16 protein-coding genes are annotated in these 18,061 nt (G+C 70.2%); 8 read left to right on the plus strand and 8 right to left on the minus strand.

The annotated features are described in order from the left end of the window. From paaD to paaZ, 5 genes are read right to left on the minus strand one after another with little or no spacing between them, the layout of a single operon-like run. The gene (paaD, locus tag ACZ7PG_RS44910; RefSeq protein WP_470245317.1) at positions 1 to 489 is read right to left on the minus strand and encodes a 1,2-phenylacetyl-CoA epoxidase subunit PaaD; all 489 of its coding nucleotides are present in this window, start codon (positions 487 to 489) and stop codon (positions 1 to 3) included. Further along, entirely contained in the window at positions 483 to 1,340 is an 858-nt protein-coding gene (paaC, locus tag ACZ7PG_RS44915) for a 1,2-phenylacetyl-CoA epoxidase subunit PaaC (protein WP_470245318.1), read from the minus strand. The genes paaD and paaC overlap by 7 nt, the downstream gene beginning before the upstream one ends. Next, the gene (gene paaB, locus ACZ7PG_RS44920) at positions 1,337 to 1,621 is read right to left on the minus strand and encodes a 1,2-phenylacetyl-CoA epoxidase subunit PaaB (protein WP_323332469.1); all 285 of its coding nucleotides are present in this window, start codon (positions 1,619 to 1,621) and stop codon (positions 1,337 to 1,339) included. Before paaB ends, paaC begins: the two co-directional genes overlap by 4 nt. After that, positions 1,618 to 2,550: a 1,2-phenylacetyl-CoA epoxidase subunit PaaA gene (gene paaA, locus ACZ7PG_RS44925; protein WP_470245319.1), complete on the minus strand. Its 933-nt coding sequence runs from the start codon at positions 2,548 to 2,550 to the stop codon at positions 1,618 to 1,620. Before paaA ends, paaB begins: the two co-directional genes overlap by 4 nt. Further along, positions 2,547 to 4,574, minus strand: a complete 2,028-nt coding sequence (gene paaZ / locus ACZ7PG_RS44930) for a phenylacetic acid degradation bifunctional protein PaaZ (protein WP_470245320.1) — start codon at positions 4,572 to 4,574, stop codon at positions 2,547 to 2,549. Before paaZ ends, paaA begins: the two co-directional genes overlap by 4 nt. A gap of 170 nt (positions 4,575 to 4,744) precedes the next feature. Between paaZ and paaI the strand changes: the two genes are divergently transcribed. Genes paaI through ACZ7PG_RS44945 form a run of 3 tightly spaced genes read left to right on the plus strand, consistent with a single transcriptional unit; the run spans position 4,745 to position 7,025 of the window. Beyond that, positions 4,745 to 5,155: a hydroxyphenylacetyl-CoA thioesterase PaaI gene (gene paaI / locus ACZ7PG_RS44935; RefSeq protein WP_470245321.1), complete on the plus strand. Its 411-nt coding sequence runs from the start codon at positions 4,745 to 4,747 to the stop codon at positions 5,153 to 5,155. A gap of 2 nt (positions 5,156 to 5,157) precedes the next feature. Further along, complete coding sequence (gene paaK, locus ACZ7PG_RS44940) at positions 5,158 to 6,435, plus strand: phenylacetate--CoA ligase PaaK (protein ID WP_470245322.1); 1,278 nt, start codon at positions 5,158 to 5,160, stop codon at positions 6,433 to 6,435. After that, the gene (locus ACZ7PG_RS44945) at positions 6,432 to 7,025 is read left to right on the plus strand and encodes a TetR/AcrR family transcriptional regulator (protein ID WP_470245323.1); all 594 of its coding nucleotides are present in this window, start codon (positions 6,432 to 6,434) and stop codon (positions 7,023 to 7,025) included. The genes paaK and ACZ7PG_RS44945 overlap by 4 nt, the downstream gene beginning before the upstream one ends. Before the next feature lie 2 nt (positions 7,026 to 7,027). On the opposite strand, the gene ACZ7PG_RS44950 is transcribed toward ACZ7PG_RS44945, so the two are convergent. Then, a complete protein-coding gene (locus tag ACZ7PG_RS44950) occupies positions 7,028 to 7,339 on the minus strand; it encodes a hypothetical protein (protein WP_470245324.1) in 312 nt (103 codons plus the stop codon). Between the two features lie 193 nt (positions 7,340 to 7,532). Between ACZ7PG_RS44950 and ACZ7PG_RS44955 the strand changes: the two genes are divergently transcribed. Beyond that, entirely contained in the window at positions 7,533 to 8,204 is a 672-nt protein-coding gene (locus ACZ7PG_RS44955; protein WP_470245325.1) for a TetR/AcrR family transcriptional regulator, read from the plus strand. On the opposite strand, the gene ACZ7PG_RS44960 is transcribed toward ACZ7PG_RS44955, so the two are convergent. Further along, positions 8,125 to 9,180 carry an AraC family transcriptional regulator gene (locus tag ACZ7PG_RS44960; protein ID WP_470245326.1) on the minus strand — a complete coding sequence of 352 codons (1,056 nt, stop codon included), beginning with the start codon at positions 9,178 to 9,180 and terminating at the stop codon, positions 8,125 to 8,127. The genes ACZ7PG_RS44955 and ACZ7PG_RS44960 overlap by 80 nt on opposite strands. A gap of 50 nt (positions 9,181 to 9,230) precedes the next feature. Between ACZ7PG_RS44960 and ACZ7PG_RS44965 the strand changes: the two genes are divergently transcribed. The 3 genes from ACZ7PG_RS44965 (at position 9,231) to ACZ7PG_RS44975 (ending at position 13,513) form a co-directional block, all read left to right on the plus strand. Then, positions 9,231 to 10,316, plus strand: coding sequence for a winged helix DNA-binding domain-containing protein (locus ACZ7PG_RS44965; protein ID WP_470245327.1), 1,086 nt, complete (start codon positions 9,231 to 9,233; stop codon positions 10,314 to 10,316). Between the two features lie 75 nt (positions 10,317 to 10,391). Beyond that, entirely contained in the window at positions 10,392 to 11,855 is a 1,464-nt protein-coding gene (locus tag ACZ7PG_RS44970) for a flavin-containing monooxygenase (RefSeq protein ID WP_470245328.1), read from the plus strand. Continuing rightward, on the plus strand, positions 11,855 to 13,513 hold the full coding sequence (locus tag ACZ7PG_RS44975) for a GMC oxidoreductase (RefSeq protein ID WP_470245329.1): 1,659 nt from the start codon (positions 11,855 to 11,857) through the stop codon (positions 13,511 to 13,513). The genes ACZ7PG_RS44970 and ACZ7PG_RS44975 overlap by 1 nt, the downstream gene beginning before the upstream one ends. Before the next feature lie 507 nt (positions 13,514 to 14,020). On the opposite strand, the gene ACZ7PG_RS44980 is transcribed toward ACZ7PG_RS44975, so the two are convergent. After that, positions 14,021 to 16,399, minus strand: a complete 2,379-nt coding sequence (locus ACZ7PG_RS44980; RefSeq protein ID WP_470245330.1) for a Tex family protein — start codon at positions 16,397 to 16,399, stop codon at positions 14,021 to 14,023. Positions 16,400 to 16,548: 149 nt separating this feature from the next. Here ACZ7PG_RS44980 and ACZ7PG_RS44985 point away from each other — a divergent pair, with 149 nt between their 5' ends. Further along, positions 16,549 to 18,024 carry a chitinase gene (locus ACZ7PG_RS44985; protein ID WP_470245331.1) on the plus strand — a complete coding sequence of 492 codons (1,476 nt, stop codon included), beginning with the start codon at positions 16,549 to 16,551 and terminating at the stop codon, positions 18,022 to 18,024. The last annotated feature ends 37 nt before the right edge of the window (positions 18,025 to 18,061 follow it).

Below are 18,061 nucleotides of genomic sequence, written 5' to 3' on the forward strand. Positions count from 1 at the left end.
TCAGATCTCCTTGACGTGCTCGAACGGCTCGGCGCACGACCGGCAGCGCCGCAGCGCCTTGCAGGCCGTCGCGCCGAAGCGGGACTGCTCTTCGGTGTCCGAAGACCCGCACAGCGGGCACGCGACCCGCGAGACCGGCGCCGACAGCGTCAGCGGGATCGGGCCCCTCCGCCGCGGGGCCGCGCCCGGCGGGGCGATCCCGGCCGACGCCAGCTTCCGGCGCCCCGCAGCCGAAATCCAGTCCGACGTCCACGCCGGCGACAGCTGCGTCCGGATCTCGACGTCCGCGAAACCCGCCGACACCAGCGCGTGCTCCAGGTCGTCGCGCATCGTGTCCATCGCCGGGCAGCCCGTGTACGTCGGCGTGATCGCGACGACGACGCGTCCTTCCGACTCGGACACCGAGCGCAGCACGCCCAGGTCCGCCAGCGTCAGCATCGGCAGCTCGGGGTCGGTGACCGTGGCCGCGACGGCCTCGGCGGTCACCATTGCGCGCCCGGCATCGCCCGGGCCACGCTCTGCAGCTCCGCCAGCAGGAACCCCATCTGCTCGGTGTGGACGCCGTCGCGGCCCGTCCGCCCGGACACGCCGGCGAGCTCGCCCGAAGACGGCCGCACCAACGTTGCCGCGGAAAGCGCCTGGTCCAGCACCGCATCGAACTCCGGCCGCAACGAGGCGGCGTCGACGAGTTCCCAGGCATGCGTGCGGAACAGCTCCCCCACGTACGGCCAGACGGCGTCGAGTCCCTCCTGCATCCGCTCGTGCGACAGCTCGGTCCCGTCGCCGAGGCGGACCAGCCACTGCGCCGCGTAGTCGCGGTGGTAGGTCACCTCCTTGACGCCCTTGTCCGCGATCGCGGACAGCACCGGGTCCACCGACGACACCAGCCGCTGCAGCAGGGCCAGCCGCCACGTCGAAAACACGAACAGCCGCGCGATCAGGTGCCCGAAGTGGCCGCCGCCCAGCTCCGCGAGCCGGATGTTGCGGAACTCGTTTTCCACGCGGTCGAAGGCGAACGAGTCCTCCGTGCGCGACGAGCCGTCGGCCTTGCCGGCGCGCGCCAGCAGCAGCCGCGCCTGGCCGAGCAGATCGAGGCCGATGTTCGCGATCGCGACCTCGTCCTCCAGCTCGGGCGCGTTGGTGCACCACTCCTGCAGCCGGTGCGAGAAGATCAGCGCGTCGTCGCCCAGCATCAGGCAGTACGCCGCGAGCTGAGCGCCGTCCACACCGGACGGAACCGAAGTGTCCACACCGGACAGCGGGTCCTCGAAGCCGGTGCCGAACGCCCAGCGGGCGTCGTTCTCCTCGGTCAGCGACTCGTAGACGTTGTCGAAACTCATATGTGCGGCACCTCCTCGGGGATGTCGTAGAACGTCGGGTGCCGGTAGACCTTGTCGCCGCTCGGCGCGAAGAACGGGTCCTTCTCGTCCGGCGACGACGCCGTGATGTCCGACGCGCGCACGACCCAGATCGACACGCCTTCGTTGCGCCGCGTGTAGAGGTCACGCGCGTGGTGCAGCGCCATCTCGTCGTCGGCCGCGTGCAGCGAGCCGACGTGCACGTGGTTCAGCCCGCGCTTGCCCCGGACGAACACCTCGTACAACGGCCAGTCGTGCTTCATCGCGAACCCTTCTTCTCGGCGTGTGCCACCGCGGCTTCCCGGACCCACGCGCCGTCATCGTGCGCGCGGCGCCGGTGGGCGATGCGCGACGCGTTGCACGGGCCGTTGCCCTTCAACACGTTCTTGAACTCGTCCCAGTCCACGGCACCGAAGTCGTAGTGCTCGCGTTCGGCGTTCCACTTCAGCGCAGGATCCGGGAACGAGACGCCGAGCGCGGCCGCCTGCGGCACCGACATGTCGACGAAGCGCTGCCGCAGCTCGTCGTTGGTGTGGCGCTTGACCTTCCACGCCATCGACTGCGCGGTGTTCGGCGAGTCGGCGTCCGGCGGGCCGAACATCATCAGCGACGGCCACCACCAGCGGTTGACGGCCTCCTGGACCATGTCCCGCTGCTGCTGGGTCCCGCGCATCATCGTCATCAGCAGCTCGTAGCCCTGCCGCTGGTGGAACGACTCTTCCTTGCAGATCCGGATCATCGCCCGCGCGTACGGCCCGTAGGACGACCGGCACAGCGGCACCTGGTTGCAGATCGCCGCGCCGTCGACCAGCCAGCCGATCACGCCGACGTCGGCGAAGGTCAGCGTCGGGTAGTTGAAGATCGACGAGTACTTCTGTTTGCCGGTGATCAGCTTGTCGGTCAGGTCCGCGCGGTCGGCGCCCAGCGTCGCCGCCGCCGAGTACAGGTAGAGGCCGTGGCCGGCTTCGTCCTGGACCTTGGCCAGCAGGATCGCCTTGCGCCGCAACGACGGCGCGCGCGTGATCCAGTTGCCCTCCGGCTGCATGCCGATGATCTCCGAGTGCGCGTGCTGCGCGATCTGCCGGATCATCGTCTTGCGGTAGCCCTCGGGCACCCAGTCGCGCGGTTCGATGCGCTGATCACGCTCGATGACAGCTTCGAACTGCTCCTCAAGGGAAGCGACAGCGGTCACGGCTGCTCCTTCGACACGAGGGTCAGGACGTCGTACTTCGCGACGGACTCGCCGTCGGCGTTGGTGACGTCGGCGTCCCAGCGGACCTCGCCGTACTCCTGGTCGATCCGCGGGGTGATCTGCTTGGCGGTGAGCGTCACGGTCAGCGAGTCACCGACCTTGACCGGCGTGAGGAACCGCAGGTTTTCGAGGCCGTAGTTGGCCAGCACCGGGCCGGGCTCGGGCGAGACGAACAGACCCGCGGCGAACGAGACGACCAGGTAGCCGTGCGCGACGATCCCGCCGAACAGCGGGTTCGCGGCCGCCGCCTCGGGGTCGGTGTGGGCGTAGAACGTGTCGCCGGTGAACTCGGCGAAGTGGTCGACGTCTTCCTGGCTGACCGTGCGCGGCCCGGCGACCACCGAGTCGCCGATCTTCAGCTCCGCCAGGGACTTGCGGAACGGGTGGACGTCGCCCTCGGTGCGCGGCGCGCCGGTCACCCAGCGGCCGGTCACGGCGCTGAGCACGGCGGGCGAGCCCTGGACGGCGGTGCGCTGCATGTGGTGCAGCACACCGCGGATGCCGCCCATCTCCTCGCCGCCGCCCGCGCGGCCGGGGCCGCCGTGGACCAGCTGCGGCATCGGCGAACCGTGCCCGGTGGACTCCTTGGCGTCCTCGGCGTCCAGCACCAGCAGGCGGCCGTGGAACGGCGCCGCGCCGAGGACGACGTCGCGCACGAACTCCCTGTCCGCGGAGACCACGGATCCGGCCAGGCTGCCGCCACCGCGCGCGGCGAAGTCGACGACCTGCTCGGTGGACGTGTAGGGCATCAGCGTCGAGACCGGGCCGAACGCCTCGACCTCGTGCGGCTCCGAGCGCTCCGGGTCTGCCTTGAGCAGCACCGGCGAGATGAACGCGCCACGCTCGGCGTCGGCGTCCACGACGTCGACCCGCTCGGGGTCGCCGAACACGACGCTCCCGGCGTCCAGCAGCGCCTTCAGCGACCGCCGGACCTCCTCACGCTGCTCCAGGCTGGCCAGCGCGCCCATCCGGACGCCCTCGGCGGTCGGGTTGCCCACGGTGACCTTCGCGAGGCGCGCCGAAGCAGCTTCGGCGACGTCGTCGAGCAGCGAAGCCGGGACGAACGCACGGCGGATGGCGGTGCACTTCTGCCCCGCCTTGACCGTCATCTCGCTGGTCAGCTGCTTGACGAACAGGTCGAACTCGGTGGTGCCCCTGACGGCGTCCGGGCCGAGGATCGAGCAGTTCAGCGAGTCGGCCTCGGCGTTGAACCGGACGGCGTTGCGGATGATCGCCGGGTGCGCGCGCAGCTTTTGGGCGGTGGACGCCGAACCGGTGAAGGACACCAGGTCCTGCGCGGTCACGTGGTCGAGGAGGTCGCCGACGCTGCCGGCGACGAACTGCAGCGAGCCCTCGGGCAGGATCGCGGACTCGATGATCAGCTCGACCAGCCGCGCGGTCAGGTACGCCGTCGAGCTGGCCGGCTTGACCAGGCTCGGCACCCCGGCGAGGAACGCGGGCGCGAACTTCTCCAGCGGACCCCAGACCGGGAAGTTGAACGCGTTGATCTGGACGGCGACGCCCCGCAGCGGCGTCGCGATGTGCTGGGCGACGAACGTGCCGCCCTTGCTCAGCGGCTCGACGGCGCCCTCGACGTAGACGGTGTCGTTCGGCAGCTCGCGCTTGCCCTTCGAGCCGTAGCTGAACAGGACGCCGATGCCGCCGTCGATGTCGAACTTCGAGTCACCCAGCGTCGCGCCGGTGCGCGCGGAGAGTGCGTACAGCTCCTCGCGGTGCTCACGCAGGTGCGAGGCCAGCGCCTTCAGCAGGGCCGCACGCTGGTGGAACGTCAGCTCCCGCAGCGCCGGGCCGCCGACCCGGCGGCCGTACTCCAGCGCGCCCGCGAAGTCGACGCCCGCCGACGAGATCCGGGCGACCTCCTCGCCCGTGGCCGCGTCGTGCAACGGGACGCCGTCGTCCGCCGTGTGCCACTCCCCGGAGACGTAGCTGCGCAGCACTGCCATCAGGTCCCGACCTCCACCGAATTACCTACCGGACGTTCAGTTATTTGCATGGTAGCTGCCGGGCCCCTAGATCGGAAGGGGCGGACGCTTGACACGGCCCCCGGCCACTGCCTTTACTGAGCGACACCGCGAGGTGACCGTCCATTCGGTAAGTCAGGCACGGAGGGTCCATGACCAACGCCGCCCACACGATGTTCGCCGCTGACGAGGCCTCACGCGCGCTGGGCATCGAACTGGTCGAGGCGGGTGACGGCCGGGCCGTCGCCACCATGACGATCACCGGCGCGATGGTCAACGGCCACGACATCGCGCACGGCGGCTACGTCTTCCTGCTCGCCGACACCGCCTTCGCCTGCGCCTGCAACACCCACGGGCCGGTGACGGTCGCCTCCGGCGCCGAAATCTCGTTCGTCGCGGCCGGCCGGCTCGGGGACCACCTCGTCGCCACGGCCACCGAGCGCACCCGCTACGGCCGCAACGGCATCTACGACGTCACCGTGCACCGGGAGACCCCCGGCGGGCCCGAGGTCGTCGCCGAATTCCGCGGCCGCAGCCGCGTCCTCTCCGCGAAACGGGACTGACCATGATCGAGGCGAACATCGGCGCGGACGAGCTGGCCGCCCTGCAGCTGGAGCGTCTGCAGTGGACGCTCAGGCACGCCTACGCGAACGTGCCCGCGTACACCCGGAAGTTCGACGCGGCCGGCGTCCACCCGGACGACTGCAAGGAGCTCGCCGACCTGGCGAAGTTCCCGTTCACGACGAAGCAGGACCTGCGGGAGAACTACCCGTTCGGGATGTTCGCCGTGCCGCAGGACCAGGTGCGGCGCATCCACGCCTCCAGCGGCACCACCGGCAAGGCCACCGTCGTCGGCTACACCGAGCAGGACATCGACACCTGGGCGACGGTGATGGCCCGGTCGATCCACGCCGCCGGCGGCCGTCCGGGCCACAAGCTGCACAACGCGTACGGCTACGGCCTGTTCACCGGCGGTCTCGGCGCGCACTACGGCGCCGAAAAGCTGGGCTGCACGGTGATCCCCGCGTCGGGCGGCATGACGGCCCGCCAGGTGCAGCTCATCACCGACTTCGAGCCCGAGATCATCATGGTCACGCCGTCGTACATGCTGACACTGCTCGACGAGTTCGAGCGCCAGGGCGTCGACCCGCGGGCCAGCTCGCTCAAGGTGGGCATCTTCGGCGCCGAGCCGTGGACCGAGCAGATGCGCACCGAGATCGAGGAGCGGTTCGCGATCGACGCCGTCGACATCTACGGGCTGTCCGAGGTGATGGGCCCGGGCGTCGCGCAGGAGTGCGTCGAGACGAAGGACGGCCTGCACATCTGGGAGGACCACTTCTTCCCCGAGGTGATCGACCCGTACTCCGAAGAGGTCCTGGGCAGCGGGGAAACCGGCGAGCTGCTGTTCACGTCCCTGACGAAGCAGGCGCTGCCGATCATCCGCTACCGCACCCGCGACCTGACGGCGCTGTCGCCGGGGACCGCGCGCCCGGCGTTCCGCCGGATGGACAAGGTCACCGGCCGCACGGACGATCTGATCATCCTCCGCGGCGTCAACGTCTTCCCGACGCAGATCGAGGAAATCGTGCTGCGCACGGAATCGCTGAGCCCGCACTTCCAGCTCGTCCGGTCGACGCGCGGACGGCTCGACCACCTGACGGTGCTGGTCGAGGCGCGTCACGACGCTTCGGCTGCTTCGCGGGAGCAGGCCGCCGCCGCGCTGATCTCGGGCGTGAAGGACGGCGTCGGGGTGACGGTGTCGGTGGACGTCGTCGACCCGGACACCCTCGAGCGGTCGATGGGCAAGATGCGGCGCATCGTCGACCAGCGGGAGAAGCCGTGACGGCGCCCCGGCGCGGGCGCCCCGGCTACGACCTCGAATCACTGCTGCAGGTGGCGGTGAAGCTCTTCAACGAGCGCGGCTACGACGGCACGAGCATGGAGGACCTGTCCCGCAAGCTCGGCATCACGAAGTCGGCGATCTACCACCACGTGCCCAGCAAGGAGGAACTGCTGCGGCTGGCGGTCGACCGGGCACTGGACGGGCTGTTCGAGGTGGCGGCCTCGACGGACCGCCTCGACGGCCGCGCGATCGACCGCCTCGAGCACCTGGTGCGCGGCAGCGTGCTGGTGCTGGCCGACCGGCTGCCGTTCGTGACGCTGCTGCTGAGGGTGCGCGGCAACACGAAGGTGGAGCGCGCGGCGTTGACCCGCCGGCGCGAGTTCGACCTGCTGGTGACGGACCTGGTGAAGCAGGCGGAAGCAGAGGGCGACATCCGCCCCGACGTCGACCCGGCGGTGACGGCGCGGCTGATCTTCGGCATGGTGAACTCGCTGATCGAGTGGTACAAGCCGCGGCGCGGATCGTCGGCGACGGAGGTGGCGGACGCGGTGTGCAAGGTGGCTTTCGAGGGCCTGCGCACCACGTCGTAGCGTCAGTCCTCGGCAACCTGGGGCGGCCGCCCCGCTTGCCAGAGAAGGGCTTCGCGCAGCTGCTCGATCAGCTGCTCGTCGTCCGCTTCGGACGGGTCGACGCCCAGTGGGATCCAGCGCTCGGAAACCTTCGACCCCTCGTCGTAGCCCGTGATCACGATTCCCGAGTACGACAACGACTCCTCGTCCGCGCAGTCGCCGTCGGGGAGGGGCTCGTCCGCTTCGAAGCCGTCGTCGAAACTGACGTGACGATGCTGCAGGCGGACGCTCACCCAGCGTCCGGCCGGCCGGATCGGCGCGTCTTCTTCGCTCATCTGCTCCTGCCCCCGGTCGCGGGTCCCTGCCGTCTCGTCGCATCCGGGCGCCGGGAAGTTACCGGCCGGTTGTTCCGGTTGCGTAACGACAAAGGTTGGCGCGAAACACCCGTTGCCCGCCACCGGAGTCACTCTTTTGACGACAGGTCAACTACTTGTTGACAGCGTGCCGCTCCCCCGCGAGGCTGAGCGGGTGACCAGTGGGACCCGGCCGCGGCGACGCCGCCTCGAACCGGCCGAACGGCGTGCGGAGATCCTCGCCGCCGCCCGGCACCTGTTCGGCGCGGGCAGCTACGCCTCGGTGTCCACTTCGGACATCGCCGAGGCGGCCGGGGTGGCGCGCCCGCTCATCAACCACTACTTCGGCGGCAAGCGCGAGCTCTACCTGGAAGTCGTGCGGCAGATGATGATCGTGCCGGCACCGGTCACCGAAGCGCTTCCGGACACCACGATGGAGGAGCGGCTCGCGATCGGCGTCGAACGGTGGATCGACGTCGTGGACCGCAACCGCGACGCCTGGCTGACCGTGATCGGCCCCGAGTCCGCGGGCCGCGACCCCGAGATCGAGCGGATCATGCTCGAGGCCGACGAGATCGCCGCCGACCGGGTGCTGGAAGCCGCGCTGATGACCGACGTCACCGACGGCCGGGAGCAGCTGCGCGCGATGATCCGGTCGTTCGGCGGCCTGCTGCGGGCCGCGTCGCGCGAATGGCTGATCCGCGGCACGCTCGACCGCGCCGCCCTGCGCACCTTTCTCACCGATTCGATCCTCAACCTGCTGAAGCTCACCTACCCGGCGGTGCTTGCCGAGCGGCCCGGAAGCGCCGGGCGAACGCCGCCGGCGTCATCCCGGTCCAGCGCTTGAACGCGTAGATGAAGCTCGACGCCTCCGCGTACCCGAGCCGGTACGCGACGTCCTCGACCGACAGGACGCCGGTGTCGAGCAGCTCTTCGGCCAGCGTCTGACGGACCTCGTCGACCAGCGCGCGGTAGCTGGTGCCGGACTCGGTCAGCCGCCGCCGCAACGTGCGCGTGCTGAGCGTCAGCTGGCGGGCGATCTCGTCCATCCCGGCGTCGACGCCGCCGAGCCGGACCAGCCGCTCCCGGACCTGCTGGGAGATGCCCGAACGCCGGCGTTTGCGCGCGACCAGCGCTTCGCACTGTGCGGCGCACAGGGCGACGGTCTGCTCGTTGGCCTGCGGCAGCGGCAGCATGAGCAGCGCGGCGTCGAGCGTCGCGCGGCAGGCGTCGGCACCGAACCGCGGCAGCACGCCGAACGTCGTCCCGTATCCGTCCACTGTGGACGCCTCGTGACGGAAGCAGAGGTCGTCCAGCGCGATCTCCGGCAGCAGGTCGCGCATCACCGAGAAGATCGCCGCCAGGTCGCGCAGCACGAGGAACCGGGCGACGTCGGCGGGGACGCGGCTGTCGTCCAGCTCCAGCGTCAGGCGGTCGCGCTCCAGCTCGACGTGCGGGATGCAGAAGGCGAAGCTGAGGTCGAAGTAGCGCAGGGAGAACAGGATCGCGTCCCGTAACGTCGGGCTGCTGATGCAGGCGAACCCGAAGATGCCGAAGGTGGTGACGCGGTAGCGGCGCCCGAGCTCCATGGCCGTCGCGTCCGAGCCGTCCAGCTCGGCCAGCGCGCGGACGACAGCCAGCTCCTGACGCGCGTCGACCTGCACCGACGGGTCGGCGAGGAGCTCCGGCGAGAGCGTCGTCGCGGCGAGCAGCTTTCCGGCGGGCAGGCCGCGGTCGGCGGCGAACCGGGTCATCAGCTCGATGCTCGCGGTGCCGCGCGGGAAGTCCCAGTCCCCGACGGCGGGCGCGGCGAGCTCGGCCATGGCCGGATTATGGACCCGGAACTGTCGGTGCCGCTCGCTAGGGTGGCCCGGTGACCACGACGGTGAGCCGACAGGCACTGAACCGGGCGACGCTGGAGCGCCAGCTGCTGCTTCGCCGCGCGAAGATGTCCGCGCTCGACGCCGTCGAGCACCTCGCGGGCCTCCAGGCGCAGGCGCCGTTCCCGCCGTACTACGCGCTGTGGGCGCGGCTGCACGGCTTCCGGCCCGCGGACCTGGCCTCGCTGCTGGAGAGCAGGCAGGTGGTCCGGATCGCGCTGATGCGCGGCACGGTCCACCTGGTGACGGCGGCGGACGCGCTGGCGTGGCGGCCGGTGGTCCAGGTGCTGTACGACCGCGATCTCAAGACGAACACGCTGCACGCGAAGGCGCTGGCCGGCCTTGATCACGACGTCGTCGCCTCGGCGGCGCGTGAGCTACTGGCCGCTTCGGCGTTGTCCGGCACAGCGCTGGGTGCCGAGCTGGCGCGGCGCTGGGACGTCCCCGCGGCCTCCCTGACGCACCTGGCCCGGGGGCGGTTGCCGCTGGTCCAGACTCCGCCGCGGGCGATCTGGGGCAAGGCCGGGCAGACGACGTACGCGTGTCTCGACCAGTGGGTGGGCGCGTCGCTACCTCCGCCTTCGCCCGCTTCGCTGATCTCGCGCTACCTGCGCGCGTTCGGCCCGGCGACGGTGGCCGATGTCCAGACGTGGGCGGGCATCACCCGGCTGGGCGAGGTGGCGGCTTCGATGGACCTCCAGCGGTATCGCGACGAGGACGGGCGCGAGCTGCTGGACCTGCCGGAGCTGACTGTGCCGGACGAAGACGTCCCGGCGCCGCCCCGGCTGCTGGGTCCGTTCGACCAGACGATCCTGTCGTACGCGGACCGCACCCGAGTGATCTCCGACGACTGCCGCAAGCGCGTCATCACCCAGAACGGCCTGGTCAAGGGCACGCTGCTGGTCGGCGGGTACGTCCGGGGCTTCTGGGAGCGCAAGGCCGCGGTGCTGGAGCTGTCGCTGTTCGAGAAGCTGCCGAAGCGGGACCTCGCGGCGTTGGAGAGCGCGGCCGAGCGGCTGCTGACCTGGGCGGAGCCGGCCGCGAAGGGTCAGGAGGTGCGCATCAACCCACCAGAGTGAGAGCTGGCCGGAATTCTCGATCGGGTGACCGTTCGTGGCCTGTTGTCACAGGCCTCGGCTGCGTAGCTTTTTCGCATGAGTAGTTCGGCGAAGGGGCCGTCGGTGCTGATCGTGGGCACCGGCTTCGGCGGCATCGGTACGGCGATCGAGCTGAAGCGCGCCGGGTTCACGGACTTCACGATCCTCGAGAGCGCGGACGGGCCCGGCGGCGTCTGGCGGGACAACACCTACCCCGGCGCCGCGTGCGACATCCCGTCGCCGCTCTACTCGTTCTCGTTCGAGCCGAACCCGCGCTGGCCGAAGCGGTTCTCGCACCAGCCGGACATCCTGGGCTACCTGCGGAACGTCATCGCCAAGTACGGGCTCGAGCCGCACATCCGCTACCGGACCGAGGTCACCGGCGCCGCGTTCGACGAGGGGCGCGGCGTCTGGAGCGTCGAGACGCGGAGCGGCGAAACGTACGAGGCAAACGTTTTCGTCCCCGCCGTCGGCCAGCTGTCGCGGCCGGTGCTGCCGGAGATCCCGGGGCGGGAGAGCTTCGGCGGCGACGCCTTCCACTCGGCGCGCTGGGACCACGACGCCGACCTGGCCGGCAAGCGCGTCGCCGTCATCGGGACCGGGGCCAGCGCCGTCCAGTTCGTGCCCGAGCTGCGCAAGCGGGCGAAGCACGTCACGGTCTTCCAGCGCACGCCGCCGTACGTCATGGCGAAGTCCGACCCGACCTACCGGCGGTGGCAGCACTGGCTGTTCGAGCACCTGCCGCCCACGCAGCTGCTCGGCCGGCTGCGGATCTTCCTGCTCGCCGAATACGCGACGTACGCGATGACGAAGCACCCCCTGCTGGCGAAGGTGTTCGAGCTGCGGACGGCGCAGCTGCGGCGCCGGCACGTCAAGGACCCCGAGCTGCGCGCGAAGCTGAAGCCGGCCTATCCCCTGGGCTGCAAGCGGATCCTGTTCACCAACGAGTACCTGCCCGCGCTGGCGCAGCCGAACGTCGACGTCGAGACGCGGCGGATCTCGTCGATCACGTCACGCGGCGTGCGCGTCGAAGACGGGACCGAGCTCGAGGCGGACGTCCTGGTGTACGGCACCGGGTTCGCCGCGACGGACTTCCTCGGCCGGCTGAAGGTGCTCGGCCTCGGCGGGAAGTCACTGCGGGACGCCTGGGCCGGCGGCGCGCGGGCGTACCTGGGCATCACCGTGCCCGGGTTCCCGAACATGTTCTGCGTCTACGGTCCCAACACCAACCTGGGCGCCGGGTCCATCATCTACATGATCGAGCGGCAGGCGCGCTACATCCGCCAGGCGGTCGAGCAGCTCGCGCGGCCCGGTGTGTCCTATGTGGACGTCAAGCCGGAGGTCGAGGAGCGCTACGACCGGGAGGTGCAGCGGCGGATGGGTCACAGCGTGTGGAGCGCGTGCACGAGCTGGTACCGCCAGGCCGACGGCCGCGTGACGACCAACTGGCCGGGCCTGGTCACCGAGTACGACCGCCGGACCCGGCGGCTGGACGTGGGCGACTACCAGGTGGTGGCGTGATGGACTACGACGTCCTGGTGATCGGATCGGGCTTCGGCGGGAGCGTCACGGCGCTGCGGCTGACCGAGAAGGGCTACCGCGTCGGCGTGCTGGAGACCGGCCGCCGGTTCGCCGACGACGAGTTCGCGAAGACGTCGTGGCGGCTGCGGAAGTACCTGTGGGCGCCCGCGCTCGGGTGCTTCGGCATCCAGCGGCTGACGTTGCTGAAGAACACGTTCGTGATGAGCGGCTCCGGCGTCGGCGGCGGTTCGCTGGTGTACGCGAACACGTTGTACGAGCCACCGGACAAGTTCTACGCCGATCCCCAGTGGGCGCACATCACCGACTGGAAGGACGAGCTTTCGCCGTACTACGACCAGGCGAAGCGGATGCTCGGCGTGGTCGAGAACCCGGCGACGACGGCCGCGGACCGCGTGCTCCAGGACGTCGCCGAGGACATGGGTATCGGCCACACGTACCGCCACACGCCGGTCGGCGTCTACTTCGGACAGTCCGGAGTGGACCCGTTCTTCGGCGGCGCGGGCCCGTTGCGCGAGTCGTGCACGTTGTGCGGCGAATGCATGACCGGCTGCCGGGTCGGGGCGAAGAACACGACGGTCAAGAACTACCTGTACCTGGCCGAGCAGGCGGGAGCCCGGGTGCACCCGCTGACGACCGCGGTGTCGGTCCGGCCGATCCCCGGCGGGTACGCGGTGGACACGCGACGCACCGGCCGCCGGTCCCACCGGACGTTCACGGCGTCCCAGGTGGTGTTCTCGGCGGCTGCTCTGGGGACGCAGCGGTTGTTGCACCGCATGCGCGACACCGGTGTTTTGCCTTCGCTTTCCCCACGACTGGGTCTGCTGGCGCGCACGAACTCCGAAGCGGTACTGGCGGCGCGGTCGCTGCGCCAGGACACGGACTACACGCGCGGCGTGGCGATCACGTCATCGATCCACCCGGACGAGGTGACGCACGTGGAGCCGGTGCGCTACGGGCGCGGCAGCAACGTGATGGGCCTGATGGCAACGGTGCTGGTGGACGGTTCACCCGGGCGCCGTCGTTGGGTGCTGGGGCTGCGCGAGCTGTGGCGGCAGCGTGGTCAGCTGCTGCGGATCCACAACCCGCGGCACTGGTCGGAGCGGATGATCGGGCTGCTGGTGATGCAGACTTTGGACAACTCGGTGACGACGTACACAAAGCGGGGCCTGTTCGGGCGCCGGATGACGACTCGCCAGGGTTCCGGAGCGCCTTCGCCGTCCTGGATCCCGGCGGGGCACGAGGTGACGCGCCGGGTGGCCGCGAAGATCGGCGGGCTGCCCCAGGGCGCGTGGACGGACATGGCGAACATCCCGATCACGGGCCATTTCATCGGCGGCTGCGCGATCGGGGACTCGCCCGATACGGGGGTCGTCGATCCCTACCAGCGGTTGTACGGGTACCCGGGGCTGCACGTGGTGGACGGGTCGGCGATCTCGGCGAACTTGGGGGTGAACCCGTCGTTGACGATCACAGCACAGGCCGAGCGGGCGATGGCGTTCTGGCCGAATCGCGGCGAGGCGGACCCGCGGCCGGCGTTGGGTTCGCCGTACCAGCGGGTGGCGGCGGTGGCGCCATCGAGCCCGGTGGTACCGGCGGAGGCCCCGGGAGCCCTGCGGCTGCCGATCACGCCGGTGTAGCAGTTCGCTCGCTTCGGGCGACTCTGGGCAGGTGAACCGGCCGGAGCCGGTTCCCGACGAGACCGGAGGCCGGAAGTAACCGTCACCTACCCGACGACGCCCGGGCCTCGCGGAGCCGACCGGGGCACCCAGCTGACCTCGGCCCAGACCGGGGGAACCGTGCGGCACGAGGGAAATGTCAGCATCGCGCGCGACTTCACGGTAGACCTCGACAGCCCCGCGTCGGATCCGCAATGGGGCACCACCGGCTCCTTCACCGGCAAAACGACCTGAGCTTCAACGGTCGCGACTTCGGCTGGAGCGCGACGGTGAAGCTCCCCTGATCTGGCGGCCGACCAGGGCTACTGCGTCAAGACCTCCGACGGACGCTTCGCGGCGGTCCGCCTGACTGCTGCGTCGAGCCGTCGCCTCGTTCGCCGATCCGGGCGTGATCGTCGAGCGCGTCCTATCCGGCCACAGGCCGGCGGAGTTGTCCACAACTCCGCCGGCCTGTGGGCAATCCAGGCCCTACTTGCCGAACCCGGCCCGCCGAAGCGCGTCCGCCATGGAGCCGCTCGACCCGGATCCGGACCCGGAGCCGCCGCGCTGACCACCGCCACCACCGCGCTGACCGCCGCCACCCGAACCACCACGGCGCTGCTGACCGCCACCGCCGCCGCCCTGGCCCCGGTCACGACCACCGCCACCGCGCGACGAGGGAGCACCCGGCTCATCATCCAGTCGCAGCGTCAGCGAAATCCGCTTCCGCGGCACATCGACCTCGAGAACCTTCACCTTCACGATGTCCCCGGGCTTCACGACCTCGCGCGGATCCTTCACAAAGTTCTTCGACAGCGCCGAAACGTGCGCCAGCCCGTCCTGGTGCACCCCGACGTCGATGAACGCCCCGAACGCCGCCACGTTCGTCACGACACCCTCGAGCCGCATCCCCGGCTTCAGGTCGCCGATCTTGTCGACACCCTCCGCGAACGTCGCCGTCTTGAACGCCGGGCGGGGGTCGCGGCCCGGCTTGTCCAGCTCGGCCAGGATGTCCGTCACCGTCGGGAGACCGAACGTCTCGTCCACGAACTCGGCGGGCTTGAGCGACGACAGCGTCCGCGTGTTGCCGATCAGCGAGCGCAGGTCCGTGCCCGTCTTCGTCAGGATCCGCCGCACCACCGGGTACGCCTCCGGGTGCACCGACGACGAGTCGAGCGGGTCGTCGCCGTCCGGGATGCGCAGGAAGCCCGCGCACTGCTCGAACGCCTTCGGGCCGAGCCTCGCGACCTCCTTCAGCGCCGTGCGGGAGCGGAACGGCCCGTTCGAGTCACGGTGCGAAACAATGTTCTCCGCCAGCCCCGTCGTGATGCCCGAGACGCGGGTCAGCAGGGGCGCGGACGCCGTGTTGACGTCGACGCCGACCGCGTTCACGCAGTCCTCGACGACCGCGTCGAGCGAGCGCGACAGCGACACCTCGGACAGGTCGTGCTGGTACTGCCCGACGCCGATCGACTTCGGGTCGATCTTCACCAGCTCGGCCAGCGGGTCCTGCAGCCGCCGCGCGATCGAGACCGCGCCGCGCAGCGAGACGTCCATGTCCGGCAGCTCCGCCGAAGCGAACGCCGACGCCGAGTACACCGACGCGCCCGCCTCGGACACGATCGCCTTCGTGAGCTTCAGCTCAGGGTGCTTCTTGATCAGCTCCTGCGCGAGCTTGTCGGTCTCGCGCGACGCCGTGCCGTTGCCGATCGAGATCAGGTCGACCTTGTGCCGGGCCGACAGCGCCGCCAGCTCCGCGATCGACTGGTCCCACTTGTTCGCCGGCTGGTGCGGGTAGATGACGTGGGTGTCGACGACCTTGCCGGTCGCGTCCACGACGGCCACCTTGACGCCGGTGCGGAAGCCCGGGTCGAGGCCCATCGTCGCGCGGGTGCCGGCCGGCGCGGCCAGCAGCAGGTCGCGCAGGTTGGCCGCGAACACGCGCACGGCGTCGTCCTCGGCCGCCTGGCGCAGCCGCATCCGCAGGTCGATGCCCAGGTGCAGGAGGATCTTGGTGCGCCACGCCCAGCGCACGGTGTCGCCGAGCCACTTGTCACCCGGGCGCCCCTGCTGGGCGATGCCGAACTTCGCGGCGATGCGCGCCTCGTAGTCGGTCGGCCCGACCTGCGGCTCGTCGGTGGGCTCGTCCGGCGACATCGTGAGGTCGAGGACCTCCTCCTTCTCGCCGCGCAGCATCGCGAGGATCCGGTGCGAGGGGAGCTTGGTGTAGGGCTCGGAGAAGTCGAAGTAGTCGGAGAACTTCGCGCCTTCCTCCTCCTTGCCCGAGCGGACCTTGGCGACCAGGTGACCCTGGCCCCACATCTTCTCGCGCAGGTCACCGATGAGATCGGCGTCCTCGGCGAAGCGCTCGACGAGGATCGAGCGGGCGCCGTCGAGGGCGGCCTGCGCGTCCGCGACGCCCTTGTCCGCGTCGACGAACACCGCGGCCGCGGCCTGCGGGTCCGTGGTCGGGTCGTTCAGCAGGCCGTCGGCCAGCGGTTCGAGCCCCGCTTCACGCGCGATCATGGCCTTCGTGCGGCGCTTCGGCTTGTACGGGAGGTAGATGTCCTCCAGCCGCGACTTGGTGTCCGCGGCGAGGATCGAGGCTTCGAGGGCCTCGTCCAGCTTGCCCTGGCTCCGGATGGATTCGAGCACCGCGAGGCGGCGCTCGTCGAGTTCCCGCAGGTAGCGCAGCCGCTCCTCGAGCGTGCGCAGCTGCGCGTCGTCGAGCATCCCGGTGACTTCCTTGCGGTACCGCGCGATGAAAGGCACGGTCGAGCCGCCGTCGAGCAGGTCGACGGCGGACTTGACCTGTCCTTCGCGCACGCCCAGTTCTTCGGCGATCTTCTGCTCGACCGACACGCTCACTGCTACACGCTCCTGCTTCGCCTTCGGGGTTCCGATTCTCGCATTCTGCCGTTTCCATCGCCCCGACTTTCGGATGGGGCTCCTTGACAATCATATTGGTCTAGTCCATTTTGTGGTGACCTGCCTCACCGCCTTCGTGGAGGTCGCCCGTGGTCCCCAAGGTTCGTCTAGCCCTGCTTTCGTTACTTTCCGTGGTCGCGCTGAGTCTCGGCGTGACGTTCGTCCTAGCCGGCAACGCCTCGGCGGCGAACATCCTGGCCAACCCCGGCTTCGAAGCCGGCACCTCGGGCTGGACGTGCACCTCCCCGCCGACCGCGGTGAGCAGCCCGGTCCACAGCGGGAGCCGCGCCCTGAACGTGACGCCGACGTCGTCGGACAACGCGCAGTGCTCGCAGACGCTCACCGTCTCGGCGAACACGGCGTACAAGCTGTCGGCGTGGGTCCAGGGCAGCTACGTCTACCTGGGCGTTTCCGGCTCGGCGACGTCCAGCACGTGGACGCCGGGCACCAGCGGCTACCAGCAGCTGTCGCTGAGCTTCACGACCGGCTCGAGCACGTCGCTGACGGTGTACCTGCACGGCTGGTACGGCCAGCCGACGTACTACGCCGACGACGTCAGCCTCGACGGCCCGGGCACCCCGCCGCCGACGACGCCGACCACCCCCACCACGCCGACGACCCCGCCCACCACCACGACCCCGCCGACGACGACCACGCCGCCGCCCACCCAGGGTGACCTGCCGAAGCACGTCCTGACCGGCTACTGGCAGAACTTCTACAACGGCGCCAAGGCGCTGAAGCTGGCCGACGTCCCGACGAAGTACAACATCATCGCGGTGTCGTTCGCGGACGCGACGGGCACGCCGGGCGCGGTGAGCTTCACGCTCGACTCGGGCCTGTCTTCGCAGCTCGGCGGCTACACGGACGCGCAGTTCAAGGCCGACATCAAGACAGTCCAGGCACGCGGCCAGCGGGTCATCATCTCGGTCGGCGGCCAGAACGGCACGATCAGCGTGAGCGACTCGTCGTCGGCGAACAACTTCGCGAACAGCATCAAGTCGCTGATCTCGAACTACGGCTTCGACGGCGTCGACATCGACCTCGAGAACGGCATCAACGCGACGTACATGGGCCAGGCGCTGCGCAGCATCTACAACGGCGGCGGCAAGGTCATCACGATGGCGCCGCAGACGATCGACATGCAGTCCACGCAGGGTGGCTACTTCCAGCTCGCGCTGGGCATCAAGGACATCCTGACGGTCGTCAACATGCAGTACTACAACTCCGGCACGATGCTCGGCTGCAACGGCAGCGTGTACGCCCAGGGCACGGTCGACTTCCTGACGGCGCTGGCCTGCATCCAGCTCCAGGGCGGCCTGCGCGCGGACCAGGTGGGCCTCGGCCTCCCGGCGTCATCGCAGGCGGCGGGCGGCGGGTACCAGGCCCCGGCGAACACGGTGTCGGCGCTGAACTGCCTGGCGCGAGGAACGTCGTGCGGCTCGTTCAAGCCGTCGACGACGTACCCGACGATCCGCGGCGCGATGACGTGGTCGATCAACTGGGACGCGTCGAACGGGTACGCGTTCGCCAACACGGTGTCGGCCGGGCTCGCGGGCCTGCCGTGACCGTGCGGTGAAGGAGGCCCTCCCGGAAGCGCGGTCC

Source organism: Amycolatopsis sp. NPDC114504, from assembly GCF_055633595.1.